Raw genomic sequence first — 21,089 nt, forward strand, 5'->3', positions numbered from 1 at the left:
GGGTCGGGGTCGGGGTCGGCTACGAGCTCGCCGGTGGCGGCCGGCCACGGCGGCATGGCGTGCGGGTCGCCGGTGGGCGTGGGCCATACGGGCATGCCGGCCGCAGCGGCGGTGAACGCGGGTGGCGGCTCCCACGGCGGCGCGCTCTGCACCACCGGCTTGGCGGGCCGGCGGCCGGTCTCCTCCGTCGCCGACGCGTCCCACGCCGGAGGGTCCTGCCCCTGCGGGCCCCGTTCCCGCGCGTCCTGCGCCTGCGGGCCCCGTCCCCGCATGTCCCGCGCCTGCGGGCCTCGTGCCCGCGCGTCCTGCGCACGTGGATCCCGTCCTCGCGGGTCCAGCTCGCGTGGGTCATGTCCCGGCGCGCCGTGCGTACGCGGGCCGTGTCCCGGGGTGCCCTGTGCCCGCGGATCCCGTCGCCGTGCGTCCTGGTCGTGCGGGGGCTGCATGCGCTCGACCGGGGGCCGGCGGGCCGTGGTGTGACCGGGGCGTGCGGGATCGGCCTGCTCGCGACCGGTCCGCGGGCCGCTCAGCAGCTCCCGCGCGGCCGAAGGGCGGCCGGGGAACGTCGGGTGGGCGTGCGGATGGTCGGCCCATCCCTGGTCGGCGGGGTCGACGCCGGTGTGGTCGGCGAACCAGTCGTAGGGCGCGGTGTCGTCGCCCGACACCTCCCAGGGTTGCGCCCCCGGTCGGTCTTCAGGCTGCGGCAGGTTGGGTGGCGGGCCCTGGAAGACGGGGATGGCGGGGCGCGCCCTGGTCGCCGCCCCTTCGCCGGAAGGGGCTCCCCCCGATGGGGTGCCGAAGGGCGCGCCGCCGGTAGCGGTGTCGGCCGGGTCGGCGGATGGGGTGCCGGTAGTGGCGCCGGACGGAGTGCCGGACGGGGTGCCGGTAGTGGTGTCGGATGGGGTGAACGCCGGTGGAACGTCTCGCCCGTCGGTCTGGCCGAAGCTCGGCGGTGGCGTCGCTGGTGCGGCCGAGTTGTCGGCTTCCCTGCGATCGTGTTCAGACCCGGGTTCCTGGCCACGCATAGGGCGAGCCTAGCGAGAGAGACGAGATCGTTACGTCGGTATGAGCGTTCCCGAAAGGATCCGGCATCCCGTTTGGGGCATTACGCGCGCGAAGCCGGGTTTCAGATTCGCGGGCTTCCGGTGACCGACCGGTTGTCCAGCGCCTCGAACACCGTGGCCTTGGTGATGTCGTTCACGGCGGCGAAGAGCTGCTTGCTGCCCTTATTGTCAGGCTTTGTGCCGTCCTTGTTCTGGAACCACACCATGATCGCGTAGTGACCGTGCGTCAGGATCCTGGTGCCGCCACTGCCCGAGCCGATGAACTTGGTGACACTGTCCTTACCCGCCAGCGGTTTGACGTAGTTCTCCGCGTCGCCGGCCTTGGCCACCTTGCCCGCGGCCTTGGTGCTGGTGAGGTTGGCCACGCCGATCGTGCCGATCACCTTGCCCGCCTTGTCGCGGAAGCTGGCGCGGATGAGCTGGGTGCACTTGCCGGACTTGAGCGCCTTCTTGAGATCGTCGCCCAGGGCGCCGTCGGAGCACTTCTTGTCCTTCTTGGTGATCGTCCGCTCGTACGAGCGCTTCGACACGGTGATCTTCTTGTTGCTGCCGAAGATCTCCTTCACCGAGATCGGGTCGGGGTCCGTGGAACGGCTGGCGGCGAAGCCGTACTTGCCGGGAGGCGCGGACGGCAGGGGCGCGGTGGTCATGCGGGGCTTGGCGGTTACGGCGGTGACCGGGTCGTCGGCGTTCCACATGAGCACCAGGCCGCCGCCTAGCAGGGCGAGCACGGCCACGCCGCTGATCGCGAACCACAGCGGGGCACGCGAGCGCGAGCCCTCGTCGTACGGGCTCCACCCGACCTTGCTCTGCGGGTTCTTCGGCGCCTGCTCCTGGGGATCGCCGGCGGCGCGTTCCTTACGACGCGGGCGGCGGAAGGCGCTGCCCGGCTCCTCGGGCGCGTTTCCCATCCCGTAGGGGGCGCCGCCCGTGCCGCTCTCACGTTCCCCGTTGCCGTTGGAAACCATGGGGCGACATTACCGTGATGTTCGTCATCGGGTTCCGAAGTCCTGGGTCCACCACGGGCCGTTGGGTCCGTCCGCGACGCCGACGCCGATCGCCTTCAGCCGGCAGTCGAGGATGTTCCTGCGGTGGTCACGGCTGTCCAGCCAGCCGCGTACGGCCTCGTCAGGCGTGGTGTAGCCGGCGCCGATGTTCTCGGCGGCGCCCCAGTGGTATCCCGCGCGCTCCATGCGGTCCCACGGGGAACCGCCGTCAGGGGAGTTGTGCGCGAGCCGCCCGGTGCGGGCCATCTCCAGCGAGTGCGTACGGGCGGAGCGGGTGAGCCCGCGGTCGACCCTGAGCGGCCCGCACCCATGCCTGGCCCTGGCGGCGTTGGTGAGCGAGACGACCCTGGCCGCCATGCCCGCCATGACGCGCACACCCTCGCCGTCGCTGCGGAGCTCCGCGGAGCCGTCGCCGTCGCTGTTGAACCCGGGGATCTGCCCGTCGGGTTTCCTGGTGACCTTGGGGGTCGTCCTGCCGCGCGGTGTGGGTCTGGTCGTGATCTCCCTGGGGATCCGCTCGGCCTGCGGCTGGGCCTTCTTCGAAGCCTTGGGCGCTGCGTGGGCGGTGGCGGCCGCGGGTGGGACGGTCTCTTCGAGGTAGACGTGGCGGGCGGGCTCGGCGTCGTCGGTCAGCCGGCCGATCAACACGCCCGTGAACAGAACCGCCATCAGGCAGGTCAGCACACCCAGGTGATTCCGGCGCCGAGCGCCCCGCTGGGTTGGCCGGGTGTGAGAGTTCTGCCACATACCGCCATCAACGATAGGGATGTCTGGTCCTGGGAAAGAAGAGGTCCCAGGGAAACGAAATCGAACCGTTCTGCGGTCGGGTAGACTCGTGCGAGGTTACCGGTCTTTTGACCAGCGCGCCTCCGGGCGGGTAGCCTAATCGTTCGTTGTGTGCATAGGTCCAGCGTGACCAATGCGCGGCGCGTCCGGCGTCATCTCCCGTGTTGCGGAGACGGAAGGTCCGGGCCGTCGTGTGCCCGCACCGACCGACCAATGTTGCTGTCGCATCCGACAGCGCCGAAGACGCGAGCATAAAGAAGGCTACGACCGTGCGCACGTACTCACCGAAGCCCGCCGACGTCCAGCGTCAGTGGTACGTCATCGACGCGACCGATGTCGTGCTGGGCCGGCTGGCCAGCCACGTCGCGACCCTGCTCCGCGGCAAGCACAAGCCGATCTTCGCCAACCACGTCGACACCGGTGACTTCGTCATCGTCATCAACGCGGACAAGATCGCGCTGAGCGGCAACAAGCTCGAGCAGAAGAAGGCGTACCGTCACTCGGGTTACCCGGGCGGTCTGCGTTCCGTCAGCTATGGCGAGCTCATGGAGAAGCGGCCGGAGAAGGCCGTCGAGAAGGCCGTCAAGGGCATGCTGCCGAAAAACTCCCTGGGCCGGAAGATGGCGAAGAAGCTGAAGGTCTACGCGGGCTCCGAGCACCCGCACCAGGCCCAGCAGCCGGTGCCGTTCGAGATCAGCCAGATCGCCCAGTAAGTAGACCCGCGGGGGAGACCCCGTCGCATGCCCCCGCAAGGGGTAGCGCCGAGTTTCGAAAGTAAGAGGAGAACCGTGGCTGAGCCCACCGGTGTCGAGACGGCCGTCGAGACGGCCGAGGTGGAGGACTTCTCAAGCGAGGAGTTCCCGTCCGAATACACCACAGAATCAACCGCCAGCGCTGACGCTCCCGTGCGCAAGCCCGTCACCACGGGCAACTCGTACGGCACCGGCCGCCGCAAGGAGGCGATCGCCCGGGTGCGCATCGTCCCCGGCACCGGCAAGTGGACGATCAACGGTCGTTCGCTGGACGTCTACTTCCCCAACAAGGTCCACCAGCAGATCGTCAACGAGCCCTTCGTGGTGCTCGGCGCCGAGGAGGCGTTCGACGTCATCGCGCGCATCGACGGCGGCGGCGTCACCGGTCAGGCCGGCGCGCTGCGCATGGGCCTGTCCCGCGCCCTGGCGGTGCTGGACGTCGAGGTCAACCGCCCACCGCTGAAGAAGGCCGGCTTCCTCACCCGTGACGCCCGCGCCACGGAGCGGAAGAAGTACGGCCTCAAGAAGGCCCGCAAGGCTCCGCAGTACAGCAAGCGCTAAGTTGGCGCGCCTTTTCGGCACCGACGGGGTACGCGGGGTCGCGGGTCGCGACCTCACGGCGGAGCTCGCCATGGACCTCTCGGTCGCGGCGGCTCATGTCCTCGGCGATGCGGGCGCGTTCACCGCTACCGGGCCCAGCCGTAAGAGCAGGCCGGTAGCGGTCGTAGGCCGGGACCCACGCGCCTCGGGAGAATTTCTCGAGGCCGCGGTGGTCGCCGGCCTCGCGGCGTCTGGAGTGGACGTGCTGCGCCTCGGCGTGCTGCCCACCCCGGCCGTCGCCCACCTCACGGCCGCGCTCGGCGCCGACCTCGGCGTCATGTTGTCGGCGTCGCACAACCCGGCGCCCGACAACGGCATCAAGTTCCTGGCCCGGGGCGGCTTCAAGCTGTCCGACGCGGTCGAGGACGAGATCGAGCGGCGGCTGGGCGAGGAGTGGAGCTTTCCCGTCGGCTCGGCCGTGGGCCGCGTGCGCGACGCGTACGGCGAGGCCGACCGCTACATCTCCCACGTGCTGACCACGATGAGCGCCTCACTCGACGGCCTCAACATCGTGGTCGACTGCGCGCACGGCGCCGCCCACATGGTGGCGCCCGAGGCGCTGGTACGCGCGGGGGCCAGGGTCGAGGCCATCGGCTCCAGGCCCGACGGGCTCAACATCAACGCCGGCCACGGCTCGACCCACCTGGACAAGCTCCAGCAGGTGGTCGTCTCGCGCGGGGCCCACCTGGGCGTGGCCTACGACGGCGACGCCGACCGCTGCCTGGCCGTCGACCACACCGGCGCGATCATCGACGGCGACCGCATCATGGCCGTCCTCGCCGCCGCCATGCACGGCGAGGGCCTGCTGGCGAAGGACACCGTGGTCGCGACCGTGATGTCCAACCTCGGCTTCAAGCTGGCGATGCGCGACGCGGGCATCACCGTGGTCGAGACCGCGGTGGGTGACCGCTACGTGCTGGAACGCATGAAGCACAACGGTTACAACCTCGGCGGCGAGCAGTCGGGGCACGTCATCATGCTCGACCACGCCACCACCGGCGACGGCCTGCTCACCTCGCTCCACCTGCTGGGCGTGGTGGCCAAGACGGGCGTTCCGCTGAAGGAGCTGGCCTCGGTGATGACGCCGCTGCCGCAGATCCTGATCAACGTCAAGGACGTCGACAAGGGCAAGGCCTCCGTCCCCGAGCTCGTCGCCGCCGTACGGCAGGCGGAGGCCGAGCTGGGTGAGACGGGGCGGGTGCTGATCAGGCCGAGCGGCACCGAGCCGATGATCCGGGTCATGGTCGAGGCCGCGTCGGAGGAGCACGCCACCCTGGTGGCCGGCCGCCTCGCCGACGTGGTGCGCACGTCCTGCGTCTGAAGGTTTCTCACGTCGGGTACGGCACGCGGTGCCGTACCCGACGCTCATGAGTGGGATCTGAGCTGCTCGTCCAAGGTCCAGATGCCTACGTCGACACCGGTCACACGACTGCTGTACAGCTCGCGTTCGGTGAGGATGCACAGGTCGCCGAGGCCGAGCTTGCTCATGACGTGATCGGACAGAGGGACACCGGTGCCGGCTCCGGCGATGAGGGAGTTGCCGATCTCGATCACCGCGGTCACGGGGAGGATGACGCGGCAGTCGCGTTTGTCCTCGGAGAGCTCGCGAATGACCGTGGCGCGGTCCTGGTTCTTACCGAGGGATGTCGAGTAGGTTGCACAGGATGGTGGTGTCGACGAATTCGACCCTGCGCCCCAGAGAGCGTTGGACTTACCGCTGCTGTTGCGCCCGATCAGGATCGTCATGCTCCCCAGAGGGAGCGCGGCATCGCGGAAGGCCTTGAACCTGGTCAGCCGAAGTTCGGTCAGACGCCCAGACATGGCTCAAGTTTCCAGGTGCCTACTCGTCGCCCGTGAGCGAGAAGGCCCGCAGCCGGTGGCCCGCCCAGAAGACGGCGGCGACCGTGACGATGATCAGGGCCGGAACGGCGAAACCGAGCGTCACGTCGGCCTTGAGGAACGCCGAGTCGGAGATCTGGTCGGCGATCGACTTGGCCCACTGCTGGATCGAGAACTTGCGCGCGCCCGGCATGAACCCGCCCACCAGGGTCTCCCACACCAGGGCGTAGATGATGCCGATCGCCACCGCGTGCCGCGTCAGGACGCCCAGCAGGAGGAAGACGGCGGCGTAGGCGATGCCGGCCAGCAGCGCGCCCAGGGCGAACCCCGAGGCGATGCCGTCCTCGTTACTGACCAGGAGCCAGGCCGACACGTACGTCGGCACCGCCCCGAACACCGCCAGCAGCGACGCCGCCACCACGAACTTCGTCCGGATGATGACAGGGCGGGAGATCGGCTTGGACAGCAGGTGGATGATCGTGCCGTCGTCGATCTCCGGGGCGATGACGCCCGTGCCCGCGATCAGCCCCAGGAGGGGCAACATCGTGTTGATCGCGAAGTTGTCCATCAGCAACATGGCCGAGCGCTGGCCGGTCTCGCCGAACAGGCGCAGCAGCACCGCCAGGGCGATGAGACCCAGCGGCAGCACCAGCAGCAGGATGATGCGCCGGCGGCCCAGCAGGGCGCGGTAGGTGATACCCGCCACTACGGTGTTCATGGCCTCACTCCGTTCGGCGGCTCGGTCGCCCTCATGCCGTCGCCTTCCGCCGCTCTGGTCGCTGCGCTCCCGCCGCTCCTCCAGGCGACGGCGCTCCCTCGCGTGTTCATGGCCTCACTCCGTTCGGCGGCTCGGTCGCCCTCATGCCGTCGCCTTGCTCTGTCGCTCTGGTTCCCGCACTTCCGGTGGTCCCGGCGCCAGGTTGCCGGTGCATCAGGTGCTCCTGGTGATGAGGTAGGAGAAGACGCTTTCCAGGTCCTCGTCCGCGGGGGAGATCTGGTGCAGGTGCACGCCTTCCTCCTTGGCGACCCGGGGGAGGAGCCGGGCGAAGCGGCGGAACTCGATGGCCTGGACCTCCAGGCCGTCGGGGCGGAGGGTGATGCCCCCGGCCGAGGAGTCGCGGATGAGCGCGGCGGCGAGCTTCCTGTCGTCGCTCGAACGGATCATGAACAGGTGCGGCCGGTCGGTCATCAGGCGGCGGATCTCGCGGAAGTTGCCCGACGCCGCGTGGCGGCCCGCCACCAGGACCTCGATGTGCTGGGCGACCCGTTCGACCTCCTCCAGGATGTGGGAGCTGAACAGGATCGTCTTGCCCCCGGCGCCCATGGAGCGGATGAGGTCCATCAGCTGGAGGCGCTGGCGGGGGTCCATGCCGTTGAACGGCTCGTCGAGCAGCAGCACCGGCGGGTCGTGGACGAGCGCCGCGGCGACTTTGACGCGCTGGCGCATGCCCTTCGAGTACGTCTCGACGCGGCGGTCCTTCGGCTCCTCCATCTCGACGGTGGCCAGGGCCTTGCGGGCGGCTTCTGCGGGGTCGGGCAGGCCGTGGAGCCTGGCGGCGGAGAGCACGAACTGCCAGCCGGTCAGGAAGCCATACACACCCTCGCGTTCCGGGACTAGGCCGATATTTCGGTAGATGCGGTGGTTCTTCCAGACCTTGGTCCCGTCCAGCGTGACCGTGCCGCCCGACGGGGCCAGGAAGCCGGCCATCATGTGCAGGAGCGTCGACTTGCCCGCGCCGTTGGGCCCGAGCAGGCCGGTGACGCCCGGGCCGATCGTCATTGTCACGTCGTTGACCGCCACGACGTTGCCGTACCAGCGGGAGACCTGCGAGAGCTCGATCTTCATCGCGCTGCCGCCTTCCTGTAGCGCAGCGCGAGGGCGGCCAGCCCGGCGCAGATCAGCACGACGAGGATCGCCGCCGAGGCGGGGCCGTTCGGGTAGTCGCCCTCGATGGAATGGGGCGGCGTGCCGAACACCCAGGACTGCACGGAGTCGACCAGCCAGAACGGGTTCATCAGCCACGCCCACGAGGCCTCCGACTCGTTGCCGGTCGATGCCAGCGTGCCGTAGACCACCGGGACCGCCGCGAACGACAGCAGGTAGACAGTGATCACCGAGGCCACGCCGAGCCCGCGCCGGGGTGTGAACGAGGCCAGTGCCAGGCCGAAGGCCGACAGGAGCAGCGCCAGCACGAGCGCCATGGTCATGGAGCCGGCGTACTCGCCGGTGGCAGGCGGGCCGGGGAGGTCGACCACCAGTTCGCCCACGTACATCAGCGTGAGCGGCAGGGCGATCAGCAGGAACACCGACGCGGTCATCGCGGCCACCTTGGCGCCGACGTACTCGTTGATCGCCACGGGGCGCGACAGGTAGAGCGGCAGCACGCGGTGGCGCAGGTCGGGGGCGACGGCGGTGGGGGCCTGCGAGGCCAGGAAGATCGCCACCACGGCCTGCATGATGACCGCGTAGCCGCTGTAGGGGATCTCGCTCCGCCTGAGCAGGGCCATCAACGCGATGTTGACGATCGCGGGCACCAGCATGATGGCGGCCAGGGAGAACGGCATGATCTTGCTGCGGGCCGGGCGGCCGAGGCCGAAGATGCCGCGCAGGCTGTGCAGGGCCAGGGCCCTGGTGGCGTAGCCGCGGCCGAGCCGGGGGCCGTCGTAGTGCCGATAGCCGATGTCGTAGATTTCAGACACTTGCGTTCTCCTCCCGGAAGACGTCCTCGATGCGGTGACGTCCCTGTTCCAGGCGGATGAGGCAGAGGTCCAGGTCGACGGCGGCGTCGCGGATGGCGTCGTACGTCTCGGGCCCGAGCACCTTGACCACCAGCATGCGGCCCTGTGGCGAGACGGTCTGGCCGTCGCTGGCCAGGCGGGCGGTCAGCGCGTCGAGGCCCTCGTCGACCTCGACCGTGACGGTCTGCGTCGCCTGGGTGAACTCGCCGATCGTCGAGGAGCGCAGCAGCCGCCCCGCGTCGATGACGATCACGTGGTCGCAGATGCGCTCCAGCTCGCCCAGCAGGTGGGAGGTGACGAGCACGCTGATGCCGAACTCGGTGCCGATGCGCCGGATCAGCGTCAGCATCTCGTCGCGGCCGCGCGGGTCGAGCCCGTTGGTGGGCTCGTCGAGGAAGATCAGTTTCGGATCGTGGACCAGGGCCTGGGCCAGCTTGACGCGCTGCTTCATGCCGGTCGAGTAGCCGCCGACGGGGCGGTAGCGCTCCTCCGCCAGGCCGACGTGGCGCAGGACGTCGGCGGCGCGCTCGCGGGCCGCCGTGCGCGGCAGCCCGGACATCTGGGCGAGGTGGACGATTAATTCGGTGGCGGAGACGTCGGGCGGGAGACACTCGTGCTCGGGCATGTAGCCGACGAGCCGGCGGATCTCCGCGCCCTGCGCGGTCACGTCCAGATCGAGCACCCGCGCGGTGCCGCCGGACGGCGGCAGCAGACCGAGCAGGATCTTGATCAGTGTCGACTTGCCCGCGCCGTTCGCCCCGACCAGGCCGGTGACACCGGGCCCCACGGTGACGGAGAGCTGATCGACCGCCGTGACGGTGGGAAAGCGCTTGGTCAGCCCCTCGGTGGCGAGGATGTGCATGTGCCGGACACTACCGGGCGATCAGCGCCGTGGCCTCGTTCACACGGATGAACGGCGTCCTACTTGAGGCCAGAATCTCCGCTGGACCACCAGGGTCGTGGTGCCCGCCAGGATCATGCCGGCCACGTTCATCGACAGCTGCGACACCGAGCCCGCGACCTGCTCCCACTGGCCGAGCGCGAGCGCGACGGCCAGGTAGCCGGCGGCGGGCACCGTGGTCACCGAGATGAACACGCCGATCAGGGCCGTCGACTTGCCCGCCGTGATCGACAACACTCCGGCCACGCCCGCGAGCAGCGCCACGATGAACGACCACCGGTCGGGCGTGACGATGAACCTGACCTCCTCGCCGGTGGCGAGGTCGCCGGGGCCGATCCAGCCGAGCCAGTGGGAGACGAGCGCGCAGGCGAAGGTGACCGCTATCGCCGCCGCGAACCCCGTGATCAACGTGCGGAGCGAGTGGACGACCAGCCGCCACCTGCGGCGCAGCAGGCCGAAGCAGATGGCCGCGATCGGGCCGAACTCAGGGCTGAGCACCATCCCGCCGATGATCAGGATGACGGAGTTCTGCAGCACGCCGATGCCCGCCAGCTGCGTGGCGATGGCGAGGAAGACCAGGAACGCCCACGTGATGCCGGACTCGCCCTGCACCCGGTGCGCGAACTCCTCCCAGATGACCGCGTCGTCGGGCTCGCCCGGCGCCTCCTCGATCGCCTCCTCCGCCGTCTTGGACAGCGACAGGTCGACGTGCTCGATGGCGATCGAGCCCTCCGTCTCCAGCCACTTGAGCCGGCCCAGCACTTCGTTGGCCGACTCCCTGGCGGCGTCGCAGAGGATCACGTCGCCGCTCGGCAGGCGGGCGGCCCCGGAGAGGACGACGATGTTGGTGACGCCAGGGCAGTCCTCCAACACCGCCGTCACCTCGTCAGCGCGGGAGGGCGGGCTGATCAGCCGTAGATGGAGCATCCGGCCATTGTCGTCGATCGGACGTTGACGTGGTTTTGACAGAGGTACGCGAGGGTTGCTCGCATGTGCCGCTTCGACTGCCACGACCACGGTGAGGAGTGCTGGTTCGCCGGCATCGACGACCAGGAGTGCGGGGGCAGGTTCGCACGTTACCTGTACGAGGAGGCGTTCAGGTCTGGCGGAGCCGTACGCGCTGCACCGAGTGATCGGCGCCCTTCTTGAGCACGAGATCGGCGCGGCCTCTGGTGGGGGCGATGTTCTCGACGAGGTTACGTTCGTTGATGTCGCGCCAGACGTTGACCGCGAACTCCGTGGCCTCGTCGTACGACAGCTCCGCGATGTGCCGGAAGTACGACTTCGGGTCCTCGAAGGCGGTCCGGCGAAGCTTGTGGAACCGTTCGACGTACCAGGTGCGGATGTCCTCGACCTTGGCGTCGACGTAGATGGAGAAGTCGAAGTAGTCGTTGACGGCGAGGGAGGTGGGCGGGGCGGGCTGGAGGACGTTGAGCCCTTCGATGATCAGGATGTCCGGACTTTTCACGGTCTGGTGCGCGCCGGGGACTATGTCGTACTCGAGGTGGCTGTAGACCGGCGCCCGCGTCGCCGCCGCCCCCGCCTTGACCTCCGCCACGAACCTGACCAGCGCCCGCCGGTCATAGCTCTCGGGGAAGCCCTTGCGATGCATGATGCCCTTCGACTCCAGCACCGTGTTCGGGTAGAGGAAGCTGTCGGTGGTGACCAGCTCCACGTTCATGTGCTCGGGCCAGCGGGCGAGGAGGGTGTGCAGCAGCCGCGCCGTCGTCGACTTGCCGACCGCGACGCTGCCCGCGATGCCCAGGATGTACGGCACCCGCTGCTCGTCACGCCCGAGGAAGGCGCTCAGCACGCTGCTGCGTTGTTTGGACCCGGTGAAGTGCAGGTTCAGCAGCCGGGTCAGAGGGAGGTAGATGTCGGTGACTTCGGTGAGGTCGATGGGGTCGTCGACGCCGCGCAGCTCTTCCAGCTCGTCTGCGGTGAGAGTCAAGGGCGTGTTCTTGCGGAGCTCGCTCCACTGCTCCCTGCTCAGTTCCACGTAGCCGTTGTTCACCTAGGCAGCGTAGCGATGGAGGAAAGAGCGGATCTTGGCGGGGCGCGGGCTGGCCGTCCACAGGCTGTGGACGGCGGTCCGGGATTACCGCTGACCTGTTCGGGGAATCCCTCCTGATTCCGGTATGCGAAGGTTTGTCGGGGGCTACTGTTACGGGCGGGAGGCTTCCGTGGACCGTCGTCGTTTCATCACCAGCGTGGTCGCCGCAGCCGGCGTCGCGGGCCCCTTCGCCGGGGTGGCCTGCGCGGGCGCCCAGGGAGGCGCGAAGCCGGTCCGCGCGTACGGGCCGCTGCGTCCCGTACGCGATCTCCGCGACGACAAGGTGCGCCTGCACCTGCCCGACGGGTTCAAGTACCGCTCGTTCAGCCCCGCGGGCGACCGGTTCGGCGACGGCTCGGCCGTGCCCGGCAGGCACGACGGCATGGCGGCCTTCGCCGGCCCCAAGGGCAGCGCCGTCCTGGTCCGCAACCATGAGGTCAACGGGCCTGTCGGCGCGTTCGGCGACAAGGGCAGGGCGTACGACCCCATGGCCGGGGGAGGCACCTCGACGCTGCAGGTCACCCGCTACGGAGAGGTGATCAGGAGCGGCCCCTCGCTCAGCGGCACCATGATGAACTGCTCGGGCGGCCCCATGTCGTGGGGGGCCTGGGTGACGTGCGAGGAGACGGTCAACGGCCCCGACGTGGGCGACGACTTCTCCGGCGGCGACAACTCCAAGCTCACCCGCCGGCACGGCTACATCTTCGAGGTGCCGCTCGACCGCCCCGCCGCCGCCCGGCCGATCAAGTCCGCGGGACGGTTCCCGCACGAGTCGGCCGCCTTCGACCCGTCCACGGGCGCGATCTACCTCACCGAGGACAATTTCGGCTTCCCGTCCGGCTTCTACCGCTACATCCCGCCCAAGCACCCCGCCGTGGCCGGGCGGCTGCTCGACGGCGGCAGGCTCCAGATGCTCGCCGTCAAGGGCGCCGAGCGCAAGGACCTGTCCGGGGGCCAGGAGCCGGGCGCCTCGTACGCCACCACGTGGGTGGACATCGACGACCCCGACCCCCGCTTCACGGGCACGCCGTCCAACGACGAGGCCGTCCAGGCCGTGGGCCGGCAGGGCAGGGCGGCCGGCGCGGCGATCTTCTCCCGGCTGGAGGGGGCGGTCTACCACCAGGGGACGGTCTACTTCGTCTCGACGCAGGGCGGGGCCACCGCGTCCGGTGACACGCCGCCCGACGGGTTCGGCAAGGGGCGGGGACAGGTGTGGGCGTACGAGACGTGGAGCGGCCGGCTCAAGCTCGCCTACGAGTCGCCCCGCTCCGAGGTGCTCGACCTGCCCGACAACGTGACGGTCAGCCGCCGCGGCACGCTGGTGCTGTGCGAGGACGGCGACGGCGCCAACTACCTGCGCGGGCTCAGCAGGGCGGGGGAGATCTTCGACTTCTGCCGCCTGGAGCCGATCCCCGGCGACGCGGGAGCCGAGTTCGCCGGCTCCACGTTCGGGCCAGGCGGCCACACGCTCTACGTCAACATCCAGGCCGAACACGGCATGTCGATCGCCATCTGGGGTCCCTGGGAGAAGGGGCTGTTCTAGGCTTGGTGCGGTGATCCTGGGCATCGGGGTGGACATCGTGGACATCTCCCGCTTCGAGGCGACGCTGCGCCGCACGCCGCGCCTGCGCGAGCGGTTGTTCACCGAGGCCGAGCGGGCGCTGCCGGTGCACTCCCTGGCCGCCAGATTCGCCGCCAAGGAGGCCGTGGCCAAGGCGCTCGGCGCACCAGGAGGGCTGGGGCACCAGGAGGCCGAGGTGCGCTGCGACGACCTCGGCAAGCCCGAGCTGGTGATCACCGGGCGGGCCGCGGAGGTGGCGTACGAGCTCGGGATCAAGCGCTGGCACCTCTCGCTCAGCCATGACGCGGGCGTCGCCGTCGCCTACGTGATCGCGGAGGGATAGCTTCGGATCATGCGCACCGCCTACACCGCCGACCAGATCCGTGGCGCCGAGCACGCGCTCATGGCCCTCCTGCCGGAGGGCACGCTGATGCAGCGGGCCGCGTCGGGGCTCGCCGCCGTCTGCGCCGACCTCCTCGGCCGGGTGTACGGCAAGCGCGTCGTCCTCCTCGTCGGCAGCGGCGACAACGGCGGCGACGCCCTCTACGCGGGCGAGCGGTTGGCCCGGCGCGGCGCCTGGGTGGGCGCGGTCCTGGCCGGGTCCAAGACCCACGAGGCGGGCCTGCTCGCGTTCACGCAGGCGGGCGGCCGCGTCGTCGACCGGGCGGCGATCGACGGCGCCGACCTGATCATCGACGGGCTCGTCGGCATCGGGGCGGCTGGGGCGCTGCGGGAGCCGTACGCGGAGCTCGCCGCGCGGGCCAACGCCGCCCGCGGCGCGATCGTCGCCGTCGACGTGCCGAGCGGGGCCGACGCGAGCAGCGGCCGGGTGCCGGGCGCGGCCGTGCGGGCCAAGGTGACCGTGACGATGGGGGCGTACAAGACCGGGTTGCTCGTCGATCCCGGCGCGGCCTACGCGGGCGCGGTCGAGCTGGTGGACATCGGGCTCGGCGACCATCTGCCCGATCCCGACGTGGCCGCCCTGACCGGCGGCGACGTCGACCTCCTGCTGCCGCGGCCGGCCAACGAGTCGGACAAGTACCGCAGGGGAGTCCTGGGGGTCGCCGCGGGCAGCGACCTCTACACCGGCGCCGCCGTGCTCGCCGTGGGCGGAGCGCTGCGCGCCGGGGCGGGCATGGTGCGCTACGCGGGGCCGCACGCGCCCGTCGCGCAGGTACGCCGGCACTGGCCCGAGGCGGTCGTCACCGAGCTGGATCGGCCCTCGATCGACGGCGTCGGGCGGGTGCAGGCGTGGGTGCTCGGGCCGGGGCTCGGCACCGATGACTGGGCGCACGAGCTGGCGGCCAAGGTGCTCGCCTCCACCGTGCCCGTGCTGATCGACGCCGACGGGCTGACGTTGGTGGCCAGGGACCGCGGGCTGCTGCGCCGCGGCGCGCCCGTACTGATCACCCCGCACGCGGGCGAGCTGGCGCGGCTGATCAGGGCCGGGCGCGACGACATCGAGGCGGCCCGGCTGGAGTACGCCTGCAGGGCGGCGGCGGAGCTCGGCGTGACCGTGCTGCTCAAGGGCTCCACCACGGTGGTGGCAGAAGACGCGCGGCCGGTTCGCGTCAACGTCACCGGCTCGCCGTGGCTGGCCACGGGGGGCACGGGCGACGTGCTGTCCGGGGTGGCGGGCTCGCTGCTCGCCCAGGGGTTGAGCTGCTACGACGCGGCGTCCTGCGGAGCCTACCTGCACGGGCTGGCCGGGCGGCTGGCCGCCGGGGGCGCGCCGCTGACGGCGGCCGACGTGGCCGCCGCCGTCCCCGCGGCCGTCCGCGCCGTGAGCGGCGGCACGGCGTGAAGCAGCCGCGCGGCGTGCGTGGGTGGCGTGGCGTGCGGACGGCCCGGAGTGTGGACGGTCCGGAGTGTGGACGGTCCGGAGTGTGGACGGTCCGGAGTGTGGACGGTCCGGAGTGCGGACGGCCCGGCGTGCGGGGTGGCGAAAGTCTTCGTCGCTGGGGCCGTGAGGGGTGAGAATCGCGCTCGACCACGTGCGTGACCTGCCACACTAGAAGGATGTACTCCCCGATGGCCACGCCCGCGCAGGCTCGGGTCGACCTGGCCGCGATCAGGCACAACGTGGCCCTGCTCAAGGAGCGGGCCGCCGGCGCGGAGCTGATGGGCGCCGTCAAGGCCGACGCCTACGGCCACGGTCTGGTGCCCACGTCCGAGGCGGTCCTGGAGGGAGGCGCGAGCCGGCTCGGCACCGCGTTCATCAGGGAGGCCCTCGCGCTGCGCGAGGGTGGCGTGACGGCGCCGATCCTGTCCTGGCTCGTCACCCCGGGAGAGCCGCTCGACGACGCCGTGCGGGTCGACGTCGAGCTGTCGGCCTCCGACGAGGGGATGCTCGGCGAGATCGCCGCCGCCGCACGGCGTACGGGCCGCACCGCGAAGCTGCACCTGGAGGCCGACACCGGCATGAGCAGGGGCGGCTGCCCGCTCGCCGCCTGGCCGGCGCTGCTGGCCGCGGCGCTGCGGCTGCAGGCCGAGGGCGCCGTCGGGATCGCCGGGCTCTGGTCCCATTTCGCCTGCGCGGACATCCCCGGCCATCCGTCGATCGGGCGGCAGTTGGAGGCGTTCGAGGCGGCGCTGAAGCTCGCCGAGCAGGCGGGCGCGGCCGGCTCCCACGTGATCAGGCACATCGCCAACTCCGCCGCCACCGTGACACTGCCCGAGGCCCGCTACGACCTGGTCAGGCCCGGCATCGCGATCTACGGCCTGAGCCCCGTCCCCGAGCTGGGCGACTTCGGCCTCAGGCAGGCCATGACGCTGGTGGCCCAGGCCGGGCTGGTCAAGCGGGTCCCCGAGGGCTCCGGGGTTTCCTACGCCCACCTCTACGTCACCGAGCGGGAGACCACGCTCGGGCTCGTGCCGCTCGGATACGCCGACGGCATCCTGCGGCACGCGACGGGAAAGGCCGAGGTCCTGGCGGGCGGGCGGCGCAGGACGATCGCCGGCCGGGTGTGCATGGACCAGTTCATGATCGACATGGGCGACGACGTGCTGTCGGCGGGCGACGAGATCGTGCTGTTCGGCCCGGGTGACGGGGGCGAGCCGACCGCTCAGGAGTGGGCGGATACTCTCGGCACGATCACGCATGAGATCGTGACCAGGATCGGTTCGCGTGTGCCGAGGGTCTACGAGCACAGGACTCGGGGCAGCTCGCGGCGGGCATGAGCGGGAGAAGGGTCGGGGAGATGACGACGACAAGACGGCGCAGGGTAGGGATCGCCGGCGCGCTCGTCGGCGCGGCTTCCGCCGGTGTCGCGGCGGCGGCGCTGGCCAAGCGCTATGCGGTCGGCCGCATCAGGCTGCGCCCCGACGACGAGGCCAGCGAGCCGTTCGGCGAGTTGCGGGGCAGGGAGCGCACGCTCGTCACCTCCGACGGCAAGGCGCTGCACGTCGAGATCGACGGCCCGGAGGACGCGCCGCTGACCATCGTCTTCTGCCACGGCTACTGCCTCAGCCTGGAGTCCTGGCACTACCAGCGCAAGGATCTGCGGGAGAACTACCGTCTCGTGCTGTGGGACCAGCGCTCCCACGGCCGCTCGCAGCGCGCGGGCTCCGACGACAGCACGATCGACCGGCTGGGCGATGACCTGGCCGAGGTGATCGAGGCCTACGTGCCCGGCCCGTGCGTGCTGGTCGGCCACTCCATGGGCGGCATGACGATCATGGCCCTCGCCGACCGCCGGCCCGAGCTGTTCGGCGAGAAGATCCGCGCGGCCGCTCTCGTCGCGACCTCCGCGGGCAAGCTGGCCGAGCTCACCCTCGGCCTGCCCGCGCTGCTGTCCAAGGTCGTGCACAAGGTGGCCCCCACCACGGTGTCGATGCTCGGCAAGCGGGGTGCGCTGGTCGACCGCACCCGCCACGCGGGCAGCGACATCGCCTTCCTGATCACCCGCTACATGGGCTTCGGCGACTCCAAGAACGTCAGCCCGACCCTGGTCGACTTCGCCGAGTCGATGATCAGGGCGACGCCGACCGAGGTGGTCGCCGACTTCTACCCCGCGCTGATGAACCACGACAAGCTCTCCGCGCTGCACGTCCTCGACCCGGTGCCCACCGCGATCCTGGTGGGCGACGGCGACTGGCTGACCCCGCCCGAACACAGCAGGGCCATCGCCGCCGCGCTGCCCAAGGCCCAGCTCACCGAGGTGCCCGACACCTCCCACCTGATCCAGCTGGAGCGCCCGGGCATCGTCAACGACGCGCTGCGTGACCTGGCGAAGAGGGTGGAGCTCTAGTGCGGCTCGAGACCCCGGAGGACATGCGCGCGTACGGCGCCCGCCTGGCCGCGCGGCTGCGCCCCGGAGACCTGCTCGTCCTGTCCGGCCCGCTCGGCGCCGGCAAGACCACGCTCGTGCAGGGCATCGCGGAGGGCCTCAAAGTACGCGGCCCGATCACCTCGCCCACCTTCGTGATCGCCAGGGTGCACCCGTCGCTGCGCCAGGGGCCGCCGCTCGTCCACGTCGACGCCTACCGGCTGGGCGGCGACCTGGAGGTCGACGACCTCGACCTGGACGCCTCGCTGGAGGAGTCGGTCACCGTCGTCGAATGGGGCGAGGGGCTCGTCGAGGGCCTGGCCGACGACCGGCTGGAGATCCGCATCGACCGCGAGGCGGGCGACGAGGCCCGCGTCGTGACCCTGCGCGGCGTGGGCGGAAGGTGGGCCGACACGCCGTCTGAGCCGCCGGAAGAGTAAAACGGCGGTCAAGCTCCGGCAATGCTGGCACCCTTGACGTACCCGGCCGATGATGTAAATCATGATCGTTGACTAGGGTTCGCCCAGAATTTCTGGGTATCAGGAGGGGCGACATCCATCTCTTTGGTGGATGCTGGGGTGTAAGACGGCAAAGTGGGGTGCGGCCGGTGCTCAGGGTCAGGCGAGTCGCGTACGCGGGAGCCATCGTCATTCTCGGTCTGACCGGCTGCACAGCCTCGGCCGAGACCGATCCAACTGCGACACCCTCCCCCACGGCCAGCGGCACCACCGGCGCCCCGACCGCCGGCGGCAGCCCGAGCCCCACCGCCACCAGGCAGACCATCTCGGTCCAGCTCAACCCCGACCGCGTCACCGCGGGCGAGACGTCGACGGTGTGGATTCTGGCCAACTGCCCGGTTCCGACCGGCGGCCCCGCCCACACCGGCACCGCCACGTCCAAGGCCTTCATCAACGGCGTCACGCTCAACCCGGTTCCAGCGGCGTCGGTCACCCCCACCCCGACCGCCACGCCGGCCAACGGCTCGCCGTGGGTGCGCGGCGAGGCGCAGGTCTCGGGAACGGTCCGGCGCGGCAGCTACCGCGTCGACGTCAAGTGCGACGGCACCAACGACATGGGCAGGGCCACGCTCAGGGTCGTCGCGGCCGAGCCCGACGACGACCCGACCGGCTTGCCCAGCAAGGCGCCCAAGGCGGGCGGCGGCGGCACGTTCGCCAAGGACGCCGCCGACGAGTCGTCCATCCCGCTCGGGCCCGCCGGTGCGCTGATCGTGCTGGCGCTGGCCGCCGGCGTCGGCATAGCGGTCAAGCGCCGTAAGGCATAGACCATGGCCCGCCCAGGACGGGTGGTGCTCGCAGGTGCCGTGACGGGACTGCTGCTGGTCGCGTTCGGCAACAACCTCAGGACCGGCACCACCCCCGCAGAAGCCGTCGTGCCGGAGAGCATCGACATCCCGTCGATCGACGTCGAGGCCCCGCTGATGGAGCTCGACCTGCTGAAGAACGGCGAGATCGAGCTGCCGCCCTACGAGAAGCCGAAGATGGCCGGCTGGTTCACCGGCAGCGCGGTGCCCGGCGAGAAGGGCGCCTCGGTGATCATCGGCCACGTCGACACCAAGACGGCGCCCGCCGTGTTCTACAAGCTCAGGAACTTACGCAAGGGCGAGACCGTCAAGGTCGAACGCAGCGACGGCAAGACCGTGACCTTCACGGTGGACGGGATCGAGCAGGTGCACAAGGACGACTTCCCCGCCAAGCGCGTCTACGTCGAGGACGGGCTCAAGCTGGTCACCTGCGGCGGCAAGTTCGACTATGCCAGGGGCGAATACCTGGACAACATCATCGTGTACGCGTCCCGGGCCTGAAATGCGGTTGCGTCCCCCGGGACGATGAAGACATGAGCGTGCACACCATCCCGCCCGCGTCCGGCGCCCGCGTGCCGTGGCACGACGTGCACCCGCCGGTGCGCGCGGCGGTCGAACGATTCCTCGGCGGGCCCGTGGCGGCGGCGACGACGCAGCCCGGCGGCTTCTCGCCGGCGGCCGCCGTCCGGCTGCGCACCGAAGGCGGCAGGCGGGCGTTCGTCAAGGCCGTCGGCCCCGAGCCGAACGCCGACAGCGTCGGCATCTACCAGGCCGAGCTCGCCGTCGCCGCCGCCCTGCCCGCGTCCGTGCCCGCACCCCGCCTGCTGACGGGTTTCGAGCTGGACGGCTGGGTGACGCTGGTCTTCGAGGACGTCGAGGGCGCGCATCCCGAGCTGCCGTGGCGGCGTGACCAGCTCGACCGGGTGCTGGCCGCCCTCCACGAGATGTCGGCCGCGCTCACTCCCTCACCGATCGAGGTGCCGCGGATCGGCGAGACGTTCGGCTCGTCGTTCGACGGCTGGCGCAGGCTGCTCGACGAGGACACCACCGGCCTCGACCCGTGGGCGCTGCGCCACCTCGATGAGCTGGCCGAGCTGGAGTCGGGCTGGGCCGCGGCCGCGGCAGGAGACAGCCTGGTCCACGCCGACGTACGGGCCGACAACATCCTGCTCACCGACGATCGCGTCTACTTCGTCGACTGGCCGTGGGCCTGCCTGGGAGCGCCCTGGGTCGACCGGGTCTGCCTGTTGCCGTCGGTCGGCATGCAGGGCGGGCCGCCGCCGTACGAGCTGTGCACCGACCTCGATCCCGCCGTGACCGCGTTGGTCGCGGCCATGACCGGCTATCTCGTCCACCACGGCCGCCTGCCCGATCCGCCGGGCCTGCCCACGGTCAGGGCGTTCCAGCGGGCGCAGGGCGTGGTGGCGCTCGACTGGCTGCGGCGGCGTACGGGCTGGGCCTGACCGCCCCGCACCGGCTTGTCGCCGGCGTACCGGTTACGGCCGGGAGAGACCCTGACGGCGGGTACGCTAAACAGTCGTGCTGGTCCTGGCCTTTGATACCGCGACACCCGCCGTCACCGCCGCCCTCCACGACGGGGAGCGGGTGCTCGCCGAGTCGACGACGATCGACGCCCGGCGCCACGGCGAGCTGCTCGCCCCCACCATCGAGCGTGTCCTCGCCGAGTCGGGGGCGTCGCTGCGCGACGTCACGGCCGTCGTGGCGGGCAGCGGCCCCGGCCCCTACACCGGGTTGCGTGTCGGCCTGATGACCGCGCAGGGGCTGTCCACGACGCTGGGCGTGCCCTCCTACGGCGTGTGCACGCTCGACGGTGTCGCGTTCGGCAGCGGCCTATCCGAGCCGTTCCTGGTGGCCACCGACGCTCGGCGCAAAGAGGTGTTCTGGGGGCGTTATGCCGACATGCGCACCCGGGTCGAGGGACCGTTCGTCAACCGGCCCGCGGAGGTGCCGGTGGAGGGGCTGCCGGTCGTGGGGGCGGGTGCCGCGCTATATCCCGAAATTTTGGGAAACCGGAGCGATGTGTCCCCGTACCCCAGTGCGGGGGCGCTGGCCGCGCTCGCGGCCGAGCGGCTCGCGAAGGGCACCCCGCTCGATCCACCCCGCCCGATCTACCTGCGCAGGCCCGACGCCGTGGTGCCGGGCGCGCCGAAGAGGGTGACGGCGTGAAGCTCAGGGTG

Annotated in this window: 22 protein-coding genes and 1 pseudogene; 13 read left to right on the forward strand and 10 right to left on the reverse strand. The window is 70.8% G+C overall.

Features of this window, described 5'->3' with window-relative positions; all coding sequences use genetic code 11:
* The 3 genes and pseudogenes from E1292_RS33555 to E1292_RS33565 form a co-directional block, all read right to left on the reverse strand.
* Positions 1-1,025 (reverse strand): annotated as a pseudogene (locus E1292_RS33555) (hypothetical protein); the annotation flags it as partial.
* A 101-nt stretch (positions 1,026-1,126) separates the two neighbouring features.
* Complete coding sequence (locus tag E1292_RS33560; RefSeq protein WP_132600472.1) at positions 1,127-2,032, reverse strand: hypothetical protein; 906 nt, start codon at positions 2,030-2,032, stop codon at positions 1,127-1,129.
* Between the two features lie 24 nt (positions 2,033-2,056).
* Positions 2,057-2,740 carry a CAP domain-containing protein gene (locus tag E1292_RS33565; RefSeq protein ID WP_165974871.1) on the reverse strand — a complete coding sequence of 228 codons (684 nt, stop codon included), beginning with the start codon at positions 2,738-2,740 and terminating at the stop codon, positions 2,057-2,059.
* A 386-nt stretch (positions 2,741-3,126) separates the two neighbouring features.
* Between E1292_RS33565 and rplM the strand changes: the two genes are divergently transcribed.
* From rplM to glmM, 3 genes are all read left to right on the forward strand, one after another.
* The gene (gene rplM / locus E1292_RS33570; protein WP_132334437.1) at positions 3,127-3,570 is read left to right on the forward strand and encodes a 50S ribosomal protein L13; all 444 of its coding nucleotides are present in this window, start codon (positions 3,127-3,129) and stop codon (positions 3,568-3,570) included.
* A gap of 75 nt (positions 3,571-3,645) precedes the next feature.
* On the forward strand, positions 3,646-4,170 hold the full coding sequence (gene rpsI / locus E1292_RS33575) for a 30S ribosomal protein S9 (protein WP_132600478.1): 525 nt from the start codon (positions 3,646-3,648) through the stop codon (positions 4,168-4,170).
* A gap of 1 nt (position 4,171) precedes the next feature.
* Positions 4,172-5,530, forward strand: coding sequence for a phosphoglucosamine mutase (gene glmM / locus E1292_RS33580; RefSeq protein ID WP_132600481.1), 1,359 nt, complete (start codon positions 4,172-4,174; stop codon positions 5,528-5,530).
* A 44-nt stretch (positions 5,531-5,574) separates the two neighbouring features.
* Here the strand turns inward: glmM and E1292_RS33585 are convergent, their stop codons facing one another.
* The 7 genes from E1292_RS33585 to coaA form a co-directional block, all read right to left on the reverse strand.
* Positions 5,575-6,030 (reverse strand): ATP-binding protein, encoded by a 456-nt coding sequence (locus tag E1292_RS33585; protein ID WP_220447183.1) that lies wholly within the window; start codon positions 6,028-6,030, stop codon positions 5,575-5,577.
* A 19-nt stretch (positions 6,031-6,049) separates the two neighbouring features.
* Complete coding sequence (locus tag E1292_RS33595) at positions 6,050-6,766, reverse strand: ABC transporter permease subunit (RefSeq protein ID WP_132600484.1); 717 nt, start codon at positions 6,764-6,766, stop codon at positions 6,050-6,052.
* Between the two features lie 213 nt (positions 6,767-6,979).
* On the reverse strand, positions 6,980-7,894 hold the full coding sequence (locus E1292_RS33600; RefSeq protein WP_132600487.1) for an ABC transporter ATP-binding protein: 915 nt from the start codon (positions 7,892-7,894) through the stop codon (positions 6,980-6,982).
* Entirely contained in the window at positions 7,891-8,748 is an 858-nt protein-coding gene (locus tag E1292_RS33605) for an ABC transporter permease subunit (protein WP_132600490.1), read from the reverse strand. The genes E1292_RS33600 and E1292_RS33605 overlap by 4 nt, the downstream gene beginning before the upstream one ends.
* The gene (locus E1292_RS33610; RefSeq protein WP_132600493.1) at positions 8,741-9,649 is read right to left on the reverse strand and encodes an ABC transporter ATP-binding protein; all 909 of its coding nucleotides are present in this window, start codon (positions 9,647-9,649) and stop codon (positions 8,741-8,743) included. Before E1292_RS33610 ends, E1292_RS33605 begins: the two co-directional genes overlap by 8 nt.
* A 39-nt stretch (positions 9,650-9,688) precedes the next feature.
* Positions 9,689-10,615: a DUF389 domain-containing protein gene (locus tag E1292_RS33615; protein ID WP_132600496.1), complete on the reverse strand. Its 927-nt coding sequence runs from the start codon at positions 10,613-10,615 to the stop codon at positions 9,689-9,691.
* 169 nt (positions 10,616-10,784) lie between these two features.
* Positions 10,785-11,687 carry a type I pantothenate kinase gene (gene coaA / locus E1292_RS33620; RefSeq protein ID WP_132600535.1) on the reverse strand — a complete coding sequence of 301 codons (903 nt, stop codon included), beginning with the start codon at positions 11,685-11,687 and terminating at the stop codon, positions 10,785-10,787.
* A 184-nt stretch (positions 11,688-11,871) separates the two neighbouring features.
* Here coaA and E1292_RS33625 point away from each other — a divergent pair, with 184 nt between their 5' ends.
* The 10 genes from E1292_RS33625 to tsaB all read left to right on the forward strand — a co-directional run bounded on the left by E1292_RS33625 (position 11,872) and on the right by tsaB (position 21,078).
* Positions 11,872-13,284: a PhoX family protein gene (locus tag E1292_RS33625; protein ID WP_132600499.1), complete on the forward strand. Its 1,413-nt coding sequence runs from the start codon at positions 11,872-11,874 to the stop codon at positions 13,282-13,284.
* A gap of 10 nt (positions 13,285-13,294) precedes the next feature.
* Positions 13,295-13,645, forward strand: coding sequence for a holo-ACP synthase (locus E1292_RS33630; protein WP_132600502.1), 351 nt, complete (start codon positions 13,295-13,297; stop codon positions 13,643-13,645).
* Between the two features lie 9 nt (positions 13,646-13,654).
* Positions 13,655-15,106 (forward strand): NAD(P)H-hydrate dehydratase, encoded by a 1,452-nt coding sequence (locus E1292_RS33635; RefSeq protein WP_132600505.1) that lies wholly within the window; start codon positions 13,655-13,657, stop codon positions 15,104-15,106.
* A gap of 227 nt (positions 15,107-15,333) precedes the next feature.
* Positions 15,334-16,482 carry an alanine racemase gene (gene alr / locus E1292_RS33640; protein ID WP_132600538.1) on the forward strand — a complete coding sequence of 383 codons (1,149 nt, stop codon included), beginning with the start codon at positions 15,334-15,336 and terminating at the stop codon, positions 16,480-16,482.
* A 20-nt stretch (positions 16,483-16,502) separates the two neighbouring features.
* Positions 16,503-17,552, forward strand: coding sequence for an alpha/beta fold hydrolase (locus E1292_RS33645; RefSeq protein ID WP_132600508.1), 1,050 nt, complete (start codon positions 16,503-16,505; stop codon positions 17,550-17,552).
* A complete protein-coding gene (tsaE, locus tag E1292_RS33650; protein WP_132600511.1) occupies positions 17,552-18,010 on the forward strand; it encodes a tRNA (adenosine(37)-N6)-threonylcarbamoyltransferase complex ATPase subunit type 1 TsaE in 459 nt (152 codons plus the stop codon). The genes E1292_RS33645 and tsaE overlap by 1 nt, the downstream gene beginning before the upstream one ends.
* 167 nt (positions 18,011-18,177) lie before the next feature.
* On the forward strand, positions 18,178-18,852 hold the full coding sequence (locus E1292_RS33655; protein WP_132600514.1) for a hypothetical protein: 675 nt from the start codon (positions 18,178-18,180) through the stop codon (positions 18,850-18,852).
* Positions 18,853-18,855: 3 nt separating this feature from the next.
* A complete protein-coding gene (locus E1292_RS33660) occupies positions 18,856-19,392 on the forward strand; it encodes a class F sortase (RefSeq protein ID WP_165974872.1) in 537 nt (178 codons plus the stop codon).
* A 32-nt stretch (positions 19,393-19,424) separates the two neighbouring features.
* A complete protein-coding gene (locus E1292_RS33665) occupies positions 19,425-20,354 on the forward strand; it encodes an aminoglycoside phosphotransferase family protein (protein ID WP_132600517.1) in 930 nt (309 codons plus the stop codon).
* A 76-nt stretch (positions 20,355-20,430) separates the two neighbouring features.
* The gene (tsaB, locus tag E1292_RS33670) at positions 20,431-21,078 is read left to right on the forward strand and encodes a tRNA (adenosine(37)-N6)-threonylcarbamoyltransferase complex dimerization subunit type 1 TsaB (protein WP_132600520.1); all 648 of its coding nucleotides are present in this window, start codon (positions 20,431-20,433) and stop codon (positions 21,076-21,078) included.
* Positions 21,079-21,089: the final 11 nt, after the last annotated feature.

This window comes from Nonomuraea deserti, assembly GCF_004348685.1.
Taxonomy (GTDB): domain Bacteria; phylum Actinomycetota; class Actinomycetes; order Streptosporangiales; family Streptosporangiaceae; genus Nonomuraea; species Nonomuraea deserti.

What these genes read in the sequence shown, in the direction of transcription:
- E1292_RS33660 (WP_165974872.1), top strand. Translation starts at nt 18,856, where the DNA reads ATGGCCCGCCCAGGACGGGTGGTGCTCGCAGGTGCCGTGACGGGACTG.
- E1292_RS33645 (WP_132600508.1), top strand. Translation starts at nt 16,503, where the DNA reads ATGACGACGACAAGACGGCGCAGGGTAGGGATCGCCGGCGCGCTCGTC.
- E1292_RS33600 (WP_132600487.1), bottom strand. Translation starts at nt 7,894, where the DNA reads ATGAAGATCGAGCTCTCGCAGGTCTCCCGCTGGTACGGCAACGTCGTG.
- E1292_RS33665 (WP_132600517.1), top strand. Translation starts at nt 19,425, where the DNA reads ATGAGCGTGCACACCATCCCGCCCGCGTCCGGCGCCCGCGTGCCGTGG.
- E1292_RS33610 (WP_132600493.1), bottom strand. Translation starts at nt 9,649, where the DNA reads ATGCACATCCTCGCCACCGAGGGGCTGACCAAGCGCTTTCCCACCGTC.
- E1292_RS33565 (WP_165974871.1), bottom strand. Translation starts at nt 2,740, where the DNA reads ATGGCGGTTCTGTTCACGGGCGTGTTGATCGGCCGGCTGACCGACGAC.
- alr (WP_132600538.1), top strand. Translation starts at nt 15,334, where the DNA reads ATGGCCACGCCCGCGCAGGCTCGGGTCGACCTGGCCGCGATCAGGCAC.
- E1292_RS33635 (WP_132600505.1), top strand. Translation starts at nt 13,655, where the DNA reads ATGCGCACCGCCTACACCGCCGACCAGATCCGTGGCGCCGAGCACGCG.
- E1292_RS33585 (WP_220447183.1), bottom strand. Translation starts at nt 6,030, where the DNA reads ATGTCTGGGCGTCTGACCGAACTTCGGCTGACCAGGTTCAAGGCCTTC.
- E1292_RS33560 (WP_132600472.1), bottom strand. Translation starts at nt 2,032, where the DNA reads ATGGTTTCCAACGGCAACGGGGAACGTGAGAGCGGCACGGGCGGCGCC.
- E1292_RS33615 (WP_132600496.1), bottom strand. Translation starts at nt 10,615, where the DNA reads ATGCTCCATCTACGGCTGATCAGCCCGCCCTCCCGCGCTGACGAGGTG.
- E1292_RS33595 (WP_132600484.1), bottom strand. Translation starts at nt 6,766, where the DNA reads ATGAACACCGTAGTGGCGGGTATCACCTACCGCGCCCTGCTGGGCCGC.